The organism is Citrobacter sp. XY323 (genome assembly GCF_025106035.1).
GTDB classification, from domain to species: domain Bacteria; phylum Pseudomonadota; class Gammaproteobacteria; order Enterobacterales; family Enterobacteriaceae; genus Citrobacter; species Citrobacter braakii.
The window spans coordinates 91,275-105,129 of the sequence record NZ_JANYUK010000014.1; the positions used below are offsets into that span (position 1 = coordinate 91,275).

The following is a 13,855-nucleotide window of genomic DNA, read 5'->3' on the forward strand; positions in this document are numbered from 1 at the left end:
AAAAACCTTGCGCTCCTCTGTGAGCATGTTACTTTCGACTGAATAACTTGCTGATTTAGAATTTGATCCCGCTCACATGTTATCCTCTCAGACCACCTCAATTTTTACCGTAAGCCGCCTGAATCAGACGGTTCGTTTGCTGCTTGAGCAGGAAATGGGACAAGTGTGGATCAGCGGTGAAATTTCGAATTTCACGCAGCCGTCCTCCGGTCACTGGTATTTCACGCTCAAAGATGACACCGCTCAGGTACGCTGCGCGATGTTTCGCAACAGCAATCGCCGGGTAACGTTCCGACCACAGCACGGTCAGCAGGTACTGGTACGCGCCAACATTACATTGTACGAGCCTCGCGGCGACTATCAGATAATTGTTGAGAGCATGCAGCCAGCGGGCGAAGGTTTGCTGCAGCAAAAATATGAGCAACTCAAGGCCAAACTGCAGGCTGAAGGGCTATTCGATCAGCAGTTCAAAAAAACGCTGCCCTCACCGGCCCACTGCGTCGGGGTAATCACCTCTAAAACCGGCGCCGCGCTGCACGATATCCTCCACGTCCTGAAGCGTCGCGACCCTTCCCTGCCCGTTATTATCTACCCGACCGCAGTCCAGGGCGATGATGCGCCAGGGCAGATCGTTCGGGCCATTGAACTGGCGAACGCGCGGGGCGAGTGCGATGTGCTGATCGTCGGGCGCGGCGGCGGCTCGCTGGAAGATTTGTGGAGCTTTAACGACGAACGTGTAGCACGGGCGATCTTTGCCAGCCGCATTCCAGTCGTCAGCGCCGTCGGCCATGAAACCGATGTCACTATTGCCGATTTTATTGCAGATTTACGGGCACCTACGCCGTCGGCGGCAGCAGAAATTGTCAGCCGTAATCAGCTTGAACTGCTGCGTCAAATTCAGCATGGTCAGCAGCGTCTGGAGATGGCGATGGACTACTACCTCGCCAATCGTACTCGTCGGTTTACCCAGCTTCATCACCGCTTGCAACAGCAGCATCCGCAACTGCGTCTGGCCCGTCAACAGACCGTGCTGGAACGACTGCGTCAGAGAATGAACTTCGCACTTGAGAATAAGATTAAACAGGCAAATCAGCGTCAGCAGCGCATGCTGCAGCGTCTGAATCAGCAAAACCCGCAGCCACGTATTTACCGTGCGCAAACACGCATTCAGCAACTGGAATACCGCCTGGCGGAAAATATCCGTGCGCGTTTAAGCGAACAGCGCGAGCGTTTTGGCAACGCGGTTACCCATCTTGAGGCAGTCAGCCCGCTGGCCACGCTGGCGCGCGGTTATAGCGTGACGACCGCAAAAGAGGGTGAAGTGCTGAAACAGACTAAACAGGTTACAGCAGGTGATGTGCTCACCACCCGCCTGTCTGACGGATGGGTGGAAAGCGAAGTGAGAGCTGTCACGAAGACAAAGAAAACACGCAGGAAAAAACAGGATTAAAGCGGCACAAACGCCACGCGTTTCTTCGAGATAAGGCCATGACCGTTCTGGCAGAAATAATCCACCGCGCCACAGGCTTTAAGCACCTGCAGTGGCTGATTGCACTCCGGGCAGTGCGCTTCTAACTGAATATCTTTATTACAGTTATCACAGTGCGCCATACCGTTTTGCGGCTCCAGCTCTGCATGACAATCCGGGCAAATAATAGACATAGCGACTCCAGTACAGGGATCCATTACTGCGCTGAGTTTAACACGATGCGTTTAATGCCGCCCGCGTAACTGCTGCTGTAACGTTAACAGGCACTCCACTTCCTCCAGCCTGCGCTGCGTCGTGCGGCTCACTTCCTGTGGACTGCGTTCAAACAGACTTTGCGCGCCCAGAATATGCTCCGCCAGACAATGGGCATATACGCTACCAGGCAGACTCCAGCGTTGTACAACATCACCGTCAATCAATTCGAGCACATCCTCGACACCACGGCGATCATGGCTAATGACACGACCATCGCGCAGACAAAGGCGCAGGCCTTTTTGTCCGCCAGCCGGCCCCGCGTATTTATTCAGCCAGATATCCAGCGGAATGCCGCTAATCTGTCCCTGCAGATGCGCCTCTCCTTCTGCTGTGGTCAGGTCGCCCTCTACAATATTACGTCCCAGACGGTCTTTAGCGCTTTTCACCTGCAAGGTCATACTGTCATTACCGCCCAGGTAACGCACTGTTTCACGCAGCATTGCCAGTACATGTGTGCCAATGTCCAGAATCACACCGTCCGGATGACGAAGCTCACGGGTATCCGGCTCACCGGTGGCAAAGTTTAGCGCAATAGGTTCTCCAACAGCGTTAAACCCGCTCGGTTCCTGCAAAAAACCGTCGATTTTAGCAATGTGTGAAAAGTGAGAGACAAGTGCCTGTTGCGGATTATCGCCCTGCCACTGCGCTCCGAGTTTGCCCAACGCCAGCTGCATTGCGCCATTGCGTGCCATCCAATGGTCGAGTGCCAGCACGCGGTTGGCAGCATCCGGTTGAGCCAGCAGCGTTTTCAGTTTTTCAATTTGGGAAAGCGTGGCGACAATAGGCTTTTCGACCACGATACGAGCGATGGGAGCCGCCAGCGCCTGTTCAAGCACATCAAGGTGATGCAGGGATGCGGTGGTAATAAACAGGGTATCAAGCGGCATTGCAAGAAGTTCAGCGAGCGACGTACAGCGTGTCACGTCTGCGGGCTGCTTTGCGGGTTGAACATCAAATCCCACACAGCGTAGTGCATCACCGAACATATTACGTAATGCGGGCAAGTATGCCGTTTCAACGACTGCACCAAGCCCAACAAATCCTAACAGCATGCTCTTACCTCGTTAATTGAATAGCCGGGACATAACGTCTGCCCCGGCACAATCGAGGTGTTATCAGGCGCTAGTTGCCGGTTTAGTTTGCGTATTCTCCAGCATGCGACGAATCGGAACAATGAGGATGATCAGTACCGCAGCGCAGATCAGCAGCGCAATCGAGCAGCGTGCGAAGAGATCCGGCAGCATATCCAGTTGGTCAGCCTTCACATGACCGCCAATCAAACCTGCGGCCAGGTTGCCCAGCGCACTGGCGCAGAACCACAGGCCCATCATCTGCCCGCGCATTCTTTCCGGCGCCAGCAGCGTCATTGTCGCCAGACCGATCGGACTCAGGCACAGCTCGCCAAGCGTCAGCATCAGGATACTGCCCACCAGCCAGAATGGAGAAACGCCTGCCCCGCCGTTACTGAGAACGTTTTGCGCCGCCAGCATCATCAGACCAAAGCCTGCCGCCGCAAAGAGGATACCGATAACAAACTTGGTGATGCTACTCGGGCGAATATTCATGCTTGCCAGCTTCGGCCATGCCCAACTGAATACCGGTGCCAGCAGGATAATAAACAGCGCGTTTATCGACTGGAACCAGACCGCCGGGATTTCAAAATCACCGATCATACGGTTAGTGTAGTCGTTGGCGAACAGGTTGAACGAGGTTGGCTTCTGCTCAAACGCGGACCAGAAGAACGCGGCGGAAACCAGCAGGATAAAGCAGACCAGCAGTCTGGCACGCTCTTTACGGTTCAGACCGGCAAAGATGAACAGGTAGATAAAGTAGAGCGCAACGGAGGCTGCAATCACGTACACCAGCATGCTGGCAACCGCGACCGGATTAATTACAATCACGCCCTGCGCTATCAGCGTAACGATAACCGCCGCACCGACGGCCAGCGCCAGCAGCCACGCGCCCACACCGTTACGTTTCACTACCGGGCTATTCCAGGTGGAGTCGAGCCCCACTTCGCTGTCGTAGCGTTTCATTGATGGAACGGCAAATACACGGAAAATGATCAACGCCACCAACATCCCGATACCACCGATGCCAAAGCCCCAGTGCCAGCCGTGGGTTTTAATCAGCCAGCCGGAAATCAGCGGCGCGATAAACGACCCCATGTTGATGCCCATGTAGAACAGCGAGAAACCGCCGTCGCGACGCGCATCGCCTTTTTTGTACAGCGTGCCAACCATGACCGAAATACAGGTCTTAAACAGACCGGAACCGAGCACGATAAACATCAGACCAATAAAGAACAGGTTGTTCCCCATAATGGCGGAGAGCGCAATTGACAGATGGCCGAGGGCAATCAGGATGGAACCGTACCACACCGCTTTCTGTTGGCCGAGCCAGTTATCCGCCAGCCAGCCACCCGGCAGCGCAGCGAGGTACATCGTACCGGCAAAGATACCCACAATCGCCGAGGCATTTTCACGTGCCAGCCCCATGCCGCCGTCATAAACGGTAGCAGCCATAAACAGGATCAGTAACGGGCGAATACCATAAAACGAGAAGCGCTCCCACATCTCTGTGAAGAACAGCGAGCCGAGCGGATAAGGATGGCCGAAGAAAGTTCGGCTTTCTTTTTGATTAACAGAGGATTGCATAATTCTCCCGAAAGTTATGTCGTCGTGTGTGTAAACACCGCGATGTACGCCAGCCAGTTACGTATCTGACCGATTTTTTACATGCGGCGAAAATTTATTTAACCATTTGATAACCTAAGGCTAGTTTTGTCTAGTACCAGCCCCCGGACTTTAAGATGAAAACTCGACAAATGTCTACTTTCTTAGATTTAAACTTGGTAAAAAATGAATAGTGATTGACATCGCACGGGCTGAGGCTGGCGATGAAACTTCGAAAAAAAACCCGCGACAAGCACGGGTTTTTATCAGCATCAGCAACGGTTACTTGCTTTTTTTGATGTGTTTTATCAAACGCTTACGTTTGCGCATCTGCGTCGGCGTCAGCGTATTACGCTTGTTCGCAAACGGGTTTTCCCCTTCTTTGAACTGAATGCGGATCGGCGTCCCCATTACATCCAAAGACTTACGGAAATAGTTCATCAGATAGCGCTTGTAGGAATCCGGCAGGTCTTTGACCTGGTTGCCGTGAATCACCACGATTGGTGGGTTATAACCACCGGCGTGGGCATATTTCAGCTTCACACGACGACCACGCACCAGCGGCGGCTGATGATCTTCTGCCGCCATAGTCATAATGCGCGTCAGCATCGCGGTGCTAACGCGACGGGTAGAGCTGTCATACGCTTCGCGGACCGATTCAAACAGATTACCCACGCCGCTGCCGTGCAGCGCAGAGATGAAGTGTACACGCGCAAAATCAATAAAGCCCAGACGGAAGTCCAAGGTCTCTTTGACCTGCTCTTTCACTTCCTGCGTCAGGCCATCCCACTTGTTGACCACAATAACAAGTGAACGCCCACTATTGAGGATAAAGCCCAGCAGCGACAGGTCCTGATCGGAAATACCTTCGCGCGCGTCAATCACCAGCATCACCACGTTGGCATCTTCAATCGCCTGCAGCGTTTTGATAACTGAGAATTTTTCTACTGCTTCGGTAATTTTGCCGCGCTTACGCACGCCCGCGGTATCGATGAGCACATATTCGCGCTCATCGCGTTGCATCGGGATATAAATACTGTCACGCGTGGTCCCCGGCATGTCGTAAACCACTACGCGGTCTTCGCCGAGAATACGGTTAGTAAGCGTGGACTTACCTACGTTCGGGCGACCAACAATCGCCAGTTTGATCGGCAGGTCCTGCGGATTGAAGTCGTCTTCAGGCTCTTCTTCGCCGTTCTCTTCGGCTTCCAGTTGCGCCCAATATTCTGCATCTTCATCCACTTCTTCCTGAGGAGCAACGTCATCCATCCACGGCAGCAGAACATGCTCCAGCAGGCTGAGAACACCACGACCATGGGATGCCGCGATCGGATAAATTTCACCCAGACCCAGCGAGTAGAAATCGACGACCGCCTGATCAGGATCGAGTCCGTCAGTTTTGTTGGCTACCAGGAACGTCGGTTTCTGGCGCGAACGCAGATGTTTCGCAATGGCTTCATCCGCAGGCATCAGGCCAGCACGCGCATCTACCATGAACAGCACAACGTCCGCTTCTTCGATCGCCAACAGCGACTGTTCCGCCATGCGGGTTTCTACACCGTCTTCGGTGCCATCAATACCGCCGGTATCAATACAGATAAACTCGCGGCCTTCAATTTCCGCACGACCGTACTTACGGTCACGAGTCAGACCCGGGAAATCCGCAACCAGCGCATCTCGGGTGCGAGTTAGACGGTTAAATAACGTGGATTTGCCAACGTTAGGGCGCCCGACAAGCGCGACCACAGGTACCATGTTTAAAGCCTCATTTAATAAATCATCAGACAACGGGCACATTTTTTGCCCCGTTGTTAAAAACAGTAAAACGGCCCCTGCACCAGGAGCCGTTTTTCAAAGCGAGCGGCCGGGACGATTAACGCGTAATAGAGTACAGCGTACCGTCTTTCGCCTGGATCAGCAGTTTACCATCAGCAGAGACCGGCTCGGTCAGGAAACCAGAGCTGTCAACTTTCTGCTGGGCGACAAAGCGGCCATCGTCAACGTTAATCCAGTGCAGGTAGCCTTCGCTATCACCCACGACCAGATTGCCGTTATACAATACCGGGGACGTCAGCAGACGGTGCAGCAGATCGCTTTGCGTCCACAGCGTCACACCGCCGTCGGTGGTCAGCGCCAGTACACGGTCGTTCTGGTCAACCAGGTAGATACGGTTACCGTCGACGATGAAATCATTCACTGAGCCCAGTTCACGTTTCCACATGATCTGGCCGCTGCGCAGATCCAGCGCCGTCAGGTTACCATTATAAGCCAGCGCGTAGACAACGCCATTGACGATAACCGGCGTGGTATCAACGTCGCTCAGACGATCGATTTCCGTTGGACCTGTCGCCTGAGAAATACGCTGCTGCCAAATCATCTGGCCCTGCTGCATCAGCACGGCGCTTACGCGGCCGTTATCACCGCCAACGATAGCTGCGCCAAAGGCGGTCGCTGGGGCAGATTCGCCGCGCAGAGACAGTGAAGGCATGTCGAGGTTAACGGTCCATTTGATAGCGCCGTCAGCTTCGTTCAAGGCCTGCAACTGACCGTTACTGGTGTGGATTAATACCACGCCATCGCTCACAACAGGACGAGACAGCGCTTCACCGGCAACTTTCGTCTGCCATGCGGTGGTACCATCGCTGGTGTTCAGCGCATAAACCTGCGCTTTTTCGCTGCCAATGTAAACATGGCCACCGGACACGGTTACACCGCCAGAAAGCTGTGCAGAGGCGCGGGAGAACCAGCCGTCTTTCTCACCCAGATTAACAGACCAGACTTCTTTGCCGTCGTCCGCATTCAACGCCTTAACGACGCCGGCGCGATCGGCTGCATAGACAACGTTATCCGCCAGCGCAGGATGAAGATTGGAATAGAAATCACCAATACCGTTACCTACAGAGGTGCTCCAGTCCGTAGACGGAGTAAACTGGTTTTCAACCACCGGTAATGGGGACATCTTAACGACATCTTCTTCGCCACTAAACAGTGAACAGCCGCTCAATAGGGTAACGGAAAGCAGCCCTGGCAGAAGTAATTTACGCAATTGCATCGGGTCCCTCTCAGATGGACAAATTATTGATTTTCATCTGCATCATTTCGCTCAGAGCAGGAGAGGCATCGCTTTTCACGCCCGCTTCCCATGCGCTACGCGCACCTTGTTTGTCGCCTTTGCTCAGCAATGCTTCACCGCGCAGGTCGGCAACAATGGCCGTCCACCCTTCACCTTTAATGGTGTCGAGTGTTTTCAGCGCGGTATCAGCCTGTTTAAGCTGAACCTGAACACGAGCCAGACGCAGGTTAATCACCGCTTTGAGATTCTCATCGCTGGTCGCTGCTAAGCCTTGTTGCAGCTGGCTTGCGGCTTTCTCAAGTTCATTTTGGTCAACAAACTGCTGCGCCAGTTCCAGTGAAGCTAACGCGCCGTAGGTATTTTTGTTTTCTGCGGCAAATTTCTCTGCAGCAGGAAGACTATCCGGTTTACCCGCGCTAACCGCAGTCACCGTATTTTGATATGCCAGAGAAGCAGAGCGTGCGGACTCCGTCTGATGGCTGGTCCAGTAACGCCAGCCAACCAGCGCGCCAACCCCTAAAATGACCCCAACAGCCAGCGCTTTGCCGTTTTCAGCAAAGAAGCGTTTTACTGCGTCAATCTGGTCGTTTTCGTTCTCGTAAATTTCCACGCTGTCCTTCTCCTTAGCCCAGTAGAGTGCGCAAATGCGCGGCAACGCTATCCTGCGCTACTGCCGTTTGCTCACCAGAGCGCAAATCCTTCACTACAACAGTACCGTCAGCCACTTCGGACTCGCCCAGTACCAGTGCAACGCGGGCGCCCCACTTGTCGGCGCGGGCGAACTGTTTCTTAAAGTTGCCGCCACCGTGGTTTGTCATCAGTTTCACACCAGGAACTTCATCGCGCAGACGTTCTGCAAGCCGCATTGCAACCGACTGCGTATCCGCCCCCGAAGCGACCAGGTATATATCGACAACAGGATCTGCGTTAAATTCCGGATTAACTGCCTGAACTAACAAAACAAGTCGTTCCAGACCCATGGCAAAGCCTACGGCCGGCGTTGCGCGACCGCCAAGTTGCTCTACCAGACCGTCGTAACGCCCACCGGCACACACGGTACCCTGAGAGCCCAGGCTGCTGGTAACCCACTCAAATACGGTGCGGTTGTAATAATCAAGACCACGAACCAGACGCTGATTGACGGTGTAGGCAATACCTGCGGATTCCAGCAGTTTGCACAGGCCCGCAAAGTGCTCGCGAGAGTCGTCATCAAGATAGTCGCCCAGCGCAGGTGCGTCGTTGAGCAGCGCCTGTACTTCCGGGTTTTTGGAGTCGAGAACGCGCAACGGGTTAGTGTACATACGGCGCTTGCAATCTTCGTCCAGTTTCTCTTTGTGCTGTTCCAGGTAGGCAACCAGCGCATCACGGTAGTTAGCGCGGGCTTCAAGCGAACCAATTGAGTTCAGCTCAAGGCTGACATGCTGAGAAATACCCAGCGCGCGCCACCAGCGAGCGGTCAGCATAATCAGTTCAGCATCGATGTCCGGGCCTTGCAGGCCAAACACTTCGACACCCAGCTGATGGAATTGACGATAGCGCCCTTTTTGCGGACGTTCGTGGCGGAACATCGGCCCGATATACCACAGACGCTGTTCCTGATTGTACAGGAGACCATGTTCGATGCCGGCGCGTACGCAGCCCGCAGTCCCTTCAGGACGCAACGTCAGGCTGTCGCCATTACGGTCCTCAAAGGTATACATCTCTTTTTCAACCACGTCGGTGACTTCACCGATCGCGCGTTTGAATAACGGGGTCTGCTCTACAATCGGCAAGCGGATTTCACTGTAACCGTAGCTGCCGAGCACGTTTTTGAGAGTGCCTTCAATGCGCTGCCAGATGGCGGTTTCGCCAGGCAGATAATCGTTCATGCCGCGAATGGCTTGAATGTTTTTTGCCACGTTTATTCTCTTTATGAATATAAAAATGAACCCTCAGCGCTAACCCGAACAATGCGGGCGCCATGCGGGTTCAATCATACACGGGAAGCACGCCGCTTCCCATCACGTTGTTATTTTTCAAGCTGCTGCACGTCAATACGACGCGCTTCGTCCAGGATACTCGCTTTGGCGCGAATGCGGGCTTCAAGCTGCGTAATCATATCGTCGTTATCGAGTCGATCCTTACGCACGCCGTCTTCATACAGACCGCTTTTCTTGTTACCGCCCGTGACGCCCAGCGTAGAAACCAGCGCTTCGCCAGGACCGTTCACCACGCAGCCGATAATCGAAACATCCATTGGCGTAATGATATCTTCCAGACGTTGTTCCAGCGCGTTAACCGTACCGATAACGTCGAACTCCTGACGCGAGCAGGTTGGGCAGGCGATAAAGTTGATCCCGCGCGCACGAATGCGCAGCGATTTCAGGATATCGAAGCCAACTTTGATCTCTTCCACCGGATCCGCCGCCAGAGAGACACGCAGCGTATCGCCGATCCCTTCGGACAACAGCAATCCTAAACCGATCGCTGATTTTACCGCCCCACTGCGTGCGCCACCGGCTTCGGTGATCCCCAAATGCAGCGGTTGATCGATCTGTTTCGCCAGCAGGCGATAGGATTCTACGGCGAGGAAAACGTCAGACGCTTTAACGCTGACTTTGAATTGATCGAAGTTCAGACGATCGAGGTGATCCACATGGCGCATAGCGGATTCCAGCAGCGCCTGCGGCGTCGGTTCACCGTATTTTTCCTGCAGATCTTTTTCCAGCGATCCGGCGTTGACGCCGATACGGATAGGAATATTTTTATCACGAGCGCAGTCCACTACCATGCGAATACGCTCTTCATTACCGATATTGCCTGGGTTGATACGCAGGCAATCGACGCCGTATTCCGCCACCTTCAGCGCGATACGATAGTCGAAGTGAATATCGGCAACCAGCGGGACATTAACCTGCTGTTTGATAAGCTTGAACGCTTCTGCTGCATCCATTGTCGGTACAGAGACACGAACAATATCTGCGCCGACGCGTTCCAGCGCTTTGATCTGATTAACCGTCGCTTCCACATCTGTGGTACGCGTATTGGTCATAGACTGTACGGCGATGGGCGCGCCATCGCCGATCGGCACGTTCCCAACGTAAATGCGTGTCGATTTTCTACGTTGAATTGGAGCCTGGTTATGCATTAAAAAATCTCCCGCATTGCCGTCTGTTACTGAGCCGGTGATTGTTCGGCATTAACGGTCAGACGCGCAACCTGGTTAGTTCTGATAAAACGACTCAGATCGACAGGTTTACCCTGGAACTGAATCTGCACTGCCGCCGGAGCGCCAATTTTCAGTTTGTACGGCGCCTGACCCGTCAGATTCAGATTGCCGTCCTTACGCTGCATACCACTGAACAGTTTTTTTCCGGTCGCATCGGTCACTTCCAGCCAGCAATCGGCGGTAAAGTTCATTACCAGTGCGTTAGAATCGGCTGCTGGAGTAGTGACACCCGCCTGGTCAGTCGGCAGCGGCGCCGCGGTAGCTGGCGCTGCAGTTGCGGTATCGACGTTAGCCTGAGAAGGTGCCACAACGGCATTCTGCTGCGCATCAGCGGCAGGTGCCGGGGTTGCAGCAACATCTGGCGTAGGCGCTGCGTCCGCCACCGCGCCATCGTCTGGAGCCGGGGTAGTATCCTGGCCCGCTGCGGCGCTGGTATCTAACGGTACGTTCTGCGCACCATCTTTACCGGCATTCAGCTCAGCGGAGGATTGATCGGCCATGGTGGTGATCTCTTCCTGCTGCGCCTTATGGTTCTGCCACCACCAGGCTCCCGTCAGTCCGACAACGACAAACAGCACCAGCCAGGTAAAGGTCATTAACCAGCCGTCACGTTTCTTACGACGCTTACCGAGCGAGAAGCTCTGCATCGGTGCGACTTTGGCTGGGCGAATCGGAGCCTGTTTTTCCAGCCCTGGCAACAGTTCTTCTTCAGGAATATGCACCAGACGCGCATAAGAACGGATATACCCGCGCAGGAATGTTGAAGCGAGATCGGCTGGCGCCTTATCTTCTTCAATATCACGTACCGTGGAGACCTTCAGGCAAAGTCGCTCCGCGACTGCCTGCTGGCTGAATCCGAGTTGTTCACGGGCATTGCGCAGACGAACGCCGGTGGATAGTGCTTCATTTTTGTCGTGCGTGGCTTCAGTATTCATTCGCTACAGCTGCGTAAATTTGGGTTCTGATGCCGGCGAGCCACAATGCTCACCCACACCGCGAAACATCTGGTCAGTTAACCTTCGTCAGACAGTATAAAACGGTCAGACTATCAAAGACAAAACAACGTAAACCTGAGGGCTAAAGGCTTGTTGCGCCGCTACATACTGCCTTAAAGTCGACAAAAACGCACCGTTATTATTGACCTCACGAAAACAACAAAGAACCTCATTTGGCTTACGTTGCACTACGGTACATGAATTATACCGTAGTGCACTCAACATCAAACGGTCTTGATATCGATAGCGTCGCCCTGCATACGCTTACGCAGGGTACGCTTGGTACGGTCGATAACGTCACCCGCCAGCTGACCGCAGGCTGCATCGATGTCATCGCCACGTGTTTTACGCACGATGGTAGTGAAACCATAGCTCATCAACACTTTAGAGAAACGATCGATACGGCTGTTAGAGCTACGGCCATATGGCGCGCCTGGGAACGGGTTCCACGGGATCAGGTTAATCTTACACGGCGTATCTTTCAGCAACTCTGCCAACTGATGCGCGTGTTCAGTACCATCATTGATGTGATCTAACATCACATACTCAATGGTCACTCGACCCTGGTTAGCGTTGGACTTCTCCAGATAACGACGAACTGCGCCAAGGAATGTTTCGATATTGTACTTTTTGTTGATAGGTACAATTTCGTCACGAATTTCATCGTTCGGCGCATGCAGAGAAATCGCCAGCGCGACATCAATCATATCGCCCAGCTTATCCAGCGCAGGGACAACGCCTGAGGTGGAGAGCGTGACGCGACGCTTGGACAGCCCAAAACCGAAGTCATCCAGCATGATTTCCATCGCTGGCACCACGTTGGTCAGGTTGAGCAGCGGCTCGCCCATCCCCATCATCACTACGTTAGTGATAGGACGCACGCCGGTAGCTTTCACCGCACCGACGATTTTCGCCGCACGCCAGACCTGACCAATGATTTCCGACACCCGCAGGTTACGGTTAAAGCCCTGTTGCGCCGTAGAGCAGAATTTACACTCTAATGCACAACCGACCTGTGAAGAAACACACAGGGTCGCGCGATCGTCTTCCGGGATATACACGGTTTCTACGCGCTGATCGCCAACCGCGATGGCCCATTTGATCGTACCGTCAGAAGAACGCTGCTCTTCCACCACTTCCGGGGCGCGAATTTCAGCCACTTCTTTCAGCTTGTTACGCAGCACCTTATTGATGTCAGTCATGTCATCAAAGTTGTCGCTGCAATAGTGGTACATCCACTTCATGACCTGATCGGCACGAAACGGTTTTTCACCCATATCTTTGAAGAATTCGCGCATTTGCTGACGGTTCAGATCCAGCAGGTTGATTTTTCCATTTTTATTTGGAACCGCAGGAATGACGACTTCAGAGGTGTTAACTAATTCAGACATAATTTTTTCCGGCCTCGTTGTTACACGTTGTGGCCCGTGGAGGGTTAAAAAGAAACGCCCCGGCAAGCGTTCTGCTCTTCCGGGGCGTTGCATTGTACAAAGTCTGGCGCAGGGATGCCACGTTTGCACGAAGCATTAGCGAAAATAATATGTAAATCGCTAATTCCTCTCCAAAGGATTTCGCATCGCAGGAAAGCGGCACGTTCGAGCCTCCCCGAAAGCATAGAAAACTATGCGATGTGAAAGACTCAGGAGATTAGCGCGTGCGCGGGCAAACCTCGCCTTCACCGAAGAAATAGGCGATTTCACGCGCGGCAGATTCAACGGAGTCGGAACCGTGAGTACCGTTCTCAGTGAAGCTGTCAGCGTAGTCTGCACGCAGAGTACCCGCCAGCGCATTCGCCGGGTTGGTTGCACCCAGCAGATCACGGTGACGCTGTACGGCATTTTCGCTTTCCAGAACAGAAACAACGATCGGACCGGAGGTCATGAATTCAACCAGACCGTCAAAGAACGGCTTACCATCATGCTCAGCATAGAAGCCACGCGCCTGCTCAACGGTCAGGTGCAGCATTTTAGTACCGACAATTTTGAACCCTGCTGCTTCAAAGCGCGCAAAGATGCTCCCAATAACGTTTTTTGCCACCGCGTTTGGTTTGATGATGGAAAAAGTACGTTCAATAGCCATGATTACCTCTGAAAAAGATGTTTTGTTGTTGTTTACCTGGCGCGGATTATAAAGAGCATCCCGGCAATTGACTATTGACGA

General features: G+C 53.5%; 12 protein-coding genes. 1 reads left to right on the forward strand and 11 read right to left on the reverse strand.

Going from position 1 to position 13,855, the window contains the following annotated elements; all coding sequences use genetic code 11:
* The first annotated feature begins 76 nt into the window (after positions 1 to 76).
* Complete coding sequence (xseA, locus tag N0B36_RS19315) at positions 77 to 1,450, forward strand: exodeoxyribonuclease VII large subunit (protein ID WP_080860045.1); 1,374 nt, start codon at positions 77 to 79, stop codon at positions 1,448 to 1,450.
* Here the strand turns inward: xseA and N0B36_RS19320 are convergent.
* The 11 genes from N0B36_RS19320 to ndk all read right to left on the reverse strand — a co-directional run bounded on the left by N0B36_RS19320 (position 1,447) and on the right by ndk (position 13,774).
* The gene (locus tag N0B36_RS19320) at positions 1,447 to 1,662 is read right to left on the reverse strand and encodes a zinc ribbon domain-containing protein (protein WP_016157125.1); all 216 of its coding nucleotides are present in this window, start codon (positions 1,660 to 1,662) and stop codon (positions 1,447 to 1,449) included. The two genes, xseA and N0B36_RS19320, sit on opposite strands and share 4 nt — an antisense overlap.
* Positions 1,663 to 1,713: 51 nt before the next feature.
* The gene (locus tag N0B36_RS19325) at positions 1,714 to 2,796 is read right to left on the reverse strand and encodes a Gfo/Idh/MocA family oxidoreductase (RefSeq protein ID WP_153690145.1); all 1,083 of its coding nucleotides are present in this window, start codon (positions 2,794 to 2,796) and stop codon (positions 1,714 to 1,716) included.
* A gap of 63 nt (positions 2,797 to 2,859) precedes the next feature.
* Positions 2,860 to 4,401 (reverse strand): peptide MFS transporter, encoded by a 1,542-nt coding sequence (locus tag N0B36_RS19330; RefSeq protein WP_016157127.1) that lies wholly within the window; start codon positions 4,399 to 4,401, stop codon positions 2,860 to 2,862.
* A 300-nt stretch (positions 4,402 to 4,701) separates the two neighbouring features.
* The gene (der, locus tag N0B36_RS19335; RefSeq protein WP_016153996.1) at positions 4,702 to 6,174 is read right to left on the reverse strand and encodes a ribosome biogenesis GTPase Der; all 1,473 of its coding nucleotides are present in this window, start codon (positions 6,172 to 6,174) and stop codon (positions 4,702 to 4,704) included.
* Between the two features lie 118 nt (positions 6,175 to 6,292).
* Positions 6,293 to 7,471, reverse strand: coding sequence for an outer membrane protein assembly factor BamB (gene bamB / locus N0B36_RS19340; protein WP_016153997.1), 1,179 nt, complete (start codon positions 7,469 to 7,471; stop codon positions 6,293 to 6,295).
* Positions 7,472 to 7,481: 10 nt separating this feature from the next.
* On the reverse strand, positions 7,482 to 8,102 hold the full coding sequence (locus N0B36_RS19345; RefSeq protein WP_016157128.1) for a YfgM family protein: 621 nt from the start codon (positions 8,100 to 8,102) through the stop codon (positions 7,482 to 7,484).
* A gap of 13 nt (positions 8,103 to 8,115) precedes the next feature.
* Complete coding sequence (gene hisS / locus N0B36_RS19350; RefSeq protein ID WP_016153999.1) at positions 8,116 to 9,390, reverse strand: histidine--tRNA ligase; 1,275 nt, start codon at positions 9,388 to 9,390, stop codon at positions 8,116 to 8,118.
* 110 nt (positions 9,391 to 9,500) lie between these two features.
* Positions 9,501 to 10,619, reverse strand: a complete 1,119-nt coding sequence (gene ispG, locus N0B36_RS19355; protein ID WP_016154000.1) for a flavodoxin-dependent (E)-4-hydroxy-3-methylbut-2-enyl-diphosphate synthase — start codon at positions 10,617 to 10,619, stop codon at positions 9,501 to 9,503.
* 26 nt (positions 10,620 to 10,645) lie between these two features.
* Positions 10,646 to 11,635 (reverse strand): cytoskeleton protein RodZ, encoded by a 990-nt coding sequence (gene rodZ / locus N0B36_RS19360; RefSeq protein WP_047501579.1) that lies wholly within the window; start codon positions 11,633 to 11,635, stop codon positions 10,646 to 10,648.
* Positions 11,636 to 11,919: 284 nt separating this feature from the next.
* Positions 11,920 to 13,086 carry a bifunctional tRNA (adenosine(37)-C2)-methyltransferase TrmG/ribosomal RNA large subunit methyltransferase RlmN gene (locus tag N0B36_RS19365; RefSeq protein WP_016154002.1) on the reverse strand — a complete coding sequence of 389 codons (1,167 nt, stop codon included), beginning with the start codon at positions 13,084 to 13,086 and terminating at the stop codon, positions 11,920 to 11,922.
* A 256-nt stretch (positions 13,087 to 13,342) separates the two neighbouring features.
* Positions 13,343 to 13,774, reverse strand: a complete 432-nt coding sequence (ndk, locus tag N0B36_RS19370; protein ID WP_003037710.1) for a nucleoside-diphosphate kinase — start codon at positions 13,772 to 13,774, stop codon at positions 13,343 to 13,345.
* Positions 13,775 to 13,855 lie beyond the last annotated feature (81 nt).

Excerpts from the sequence above, each read along its gene's own strand:
- rodZ (WP_047501579.1), bottom strand. The coding sequence starts at position 11,635 with ATGAATACTGAAGCCACGCACGACAAAAATGAAGCACTATCCACCGGC.
- N0B36_RS19330 (WP_016157127.1), bottom strand. The coding sequence starts at position 4,401 with ATGCAATCCTCTGTTAATCAAAAAGAAAGCCGAACTTTCTTCGGCCAT.
- N0B36_RS19325 (WP_153690145.1), bottom strand. The coding sequence starts at position 2,796 with ATGCTGTTAGGATTTGTTGGGCTTGGTGCAGTCGTTGAAACGGCATAC.
- xseA (WP_080860045.1), top strand. The coding sequence starts at position 77 with ATGTTATCCTCTCAGACCACCTCAATTTTTACCGTAAGCCGCCTGAAT.
- N0B36_RS19320 (WP_016157125.1), bottom strand. The coding sequence starts at position 1,662 with ATGTCTATTATTTGCCCGGATTGTCATGCAGAGCTGGAGCCGCAAAAC.
- ndk (WP_003037710.1), bottom strand. The coding sequence starts at position 13,774 with ATGGCTATTGAACGTACTTTTTCCATCATCAAACCAAACGCGGTGGCA.
- N0B36_RS19365 (WP_016154002.1), bottom strand. The coding sequence starts at position 13,086 with ATGTCTGAATTAGTTAACACCTCTGAAGTCGTCATTCCTGCGGTTCCA.
- ispG (WP_016154000.1), bottom strand. The coding sequence starts at position 10,619 with ATGCATAACCAGGCTCCAATTCAACGTAGAAAATCGACACGCATTTAC.
- bamB (WP_016153997.1), bottom strand. The coding sequence starts at position 7,471 with ATGCAATTGCGTAAATTACTTCTGCCAGGGCTGCTTTCCGTTACCCTA.
- der (WP_016153996.1), bottom strand. The coding sequence starts at position 6,174 with ATGGTACCTGTGGTCGCGCTTGTCGGGCGCCCTAACGTTGGCAAATCC.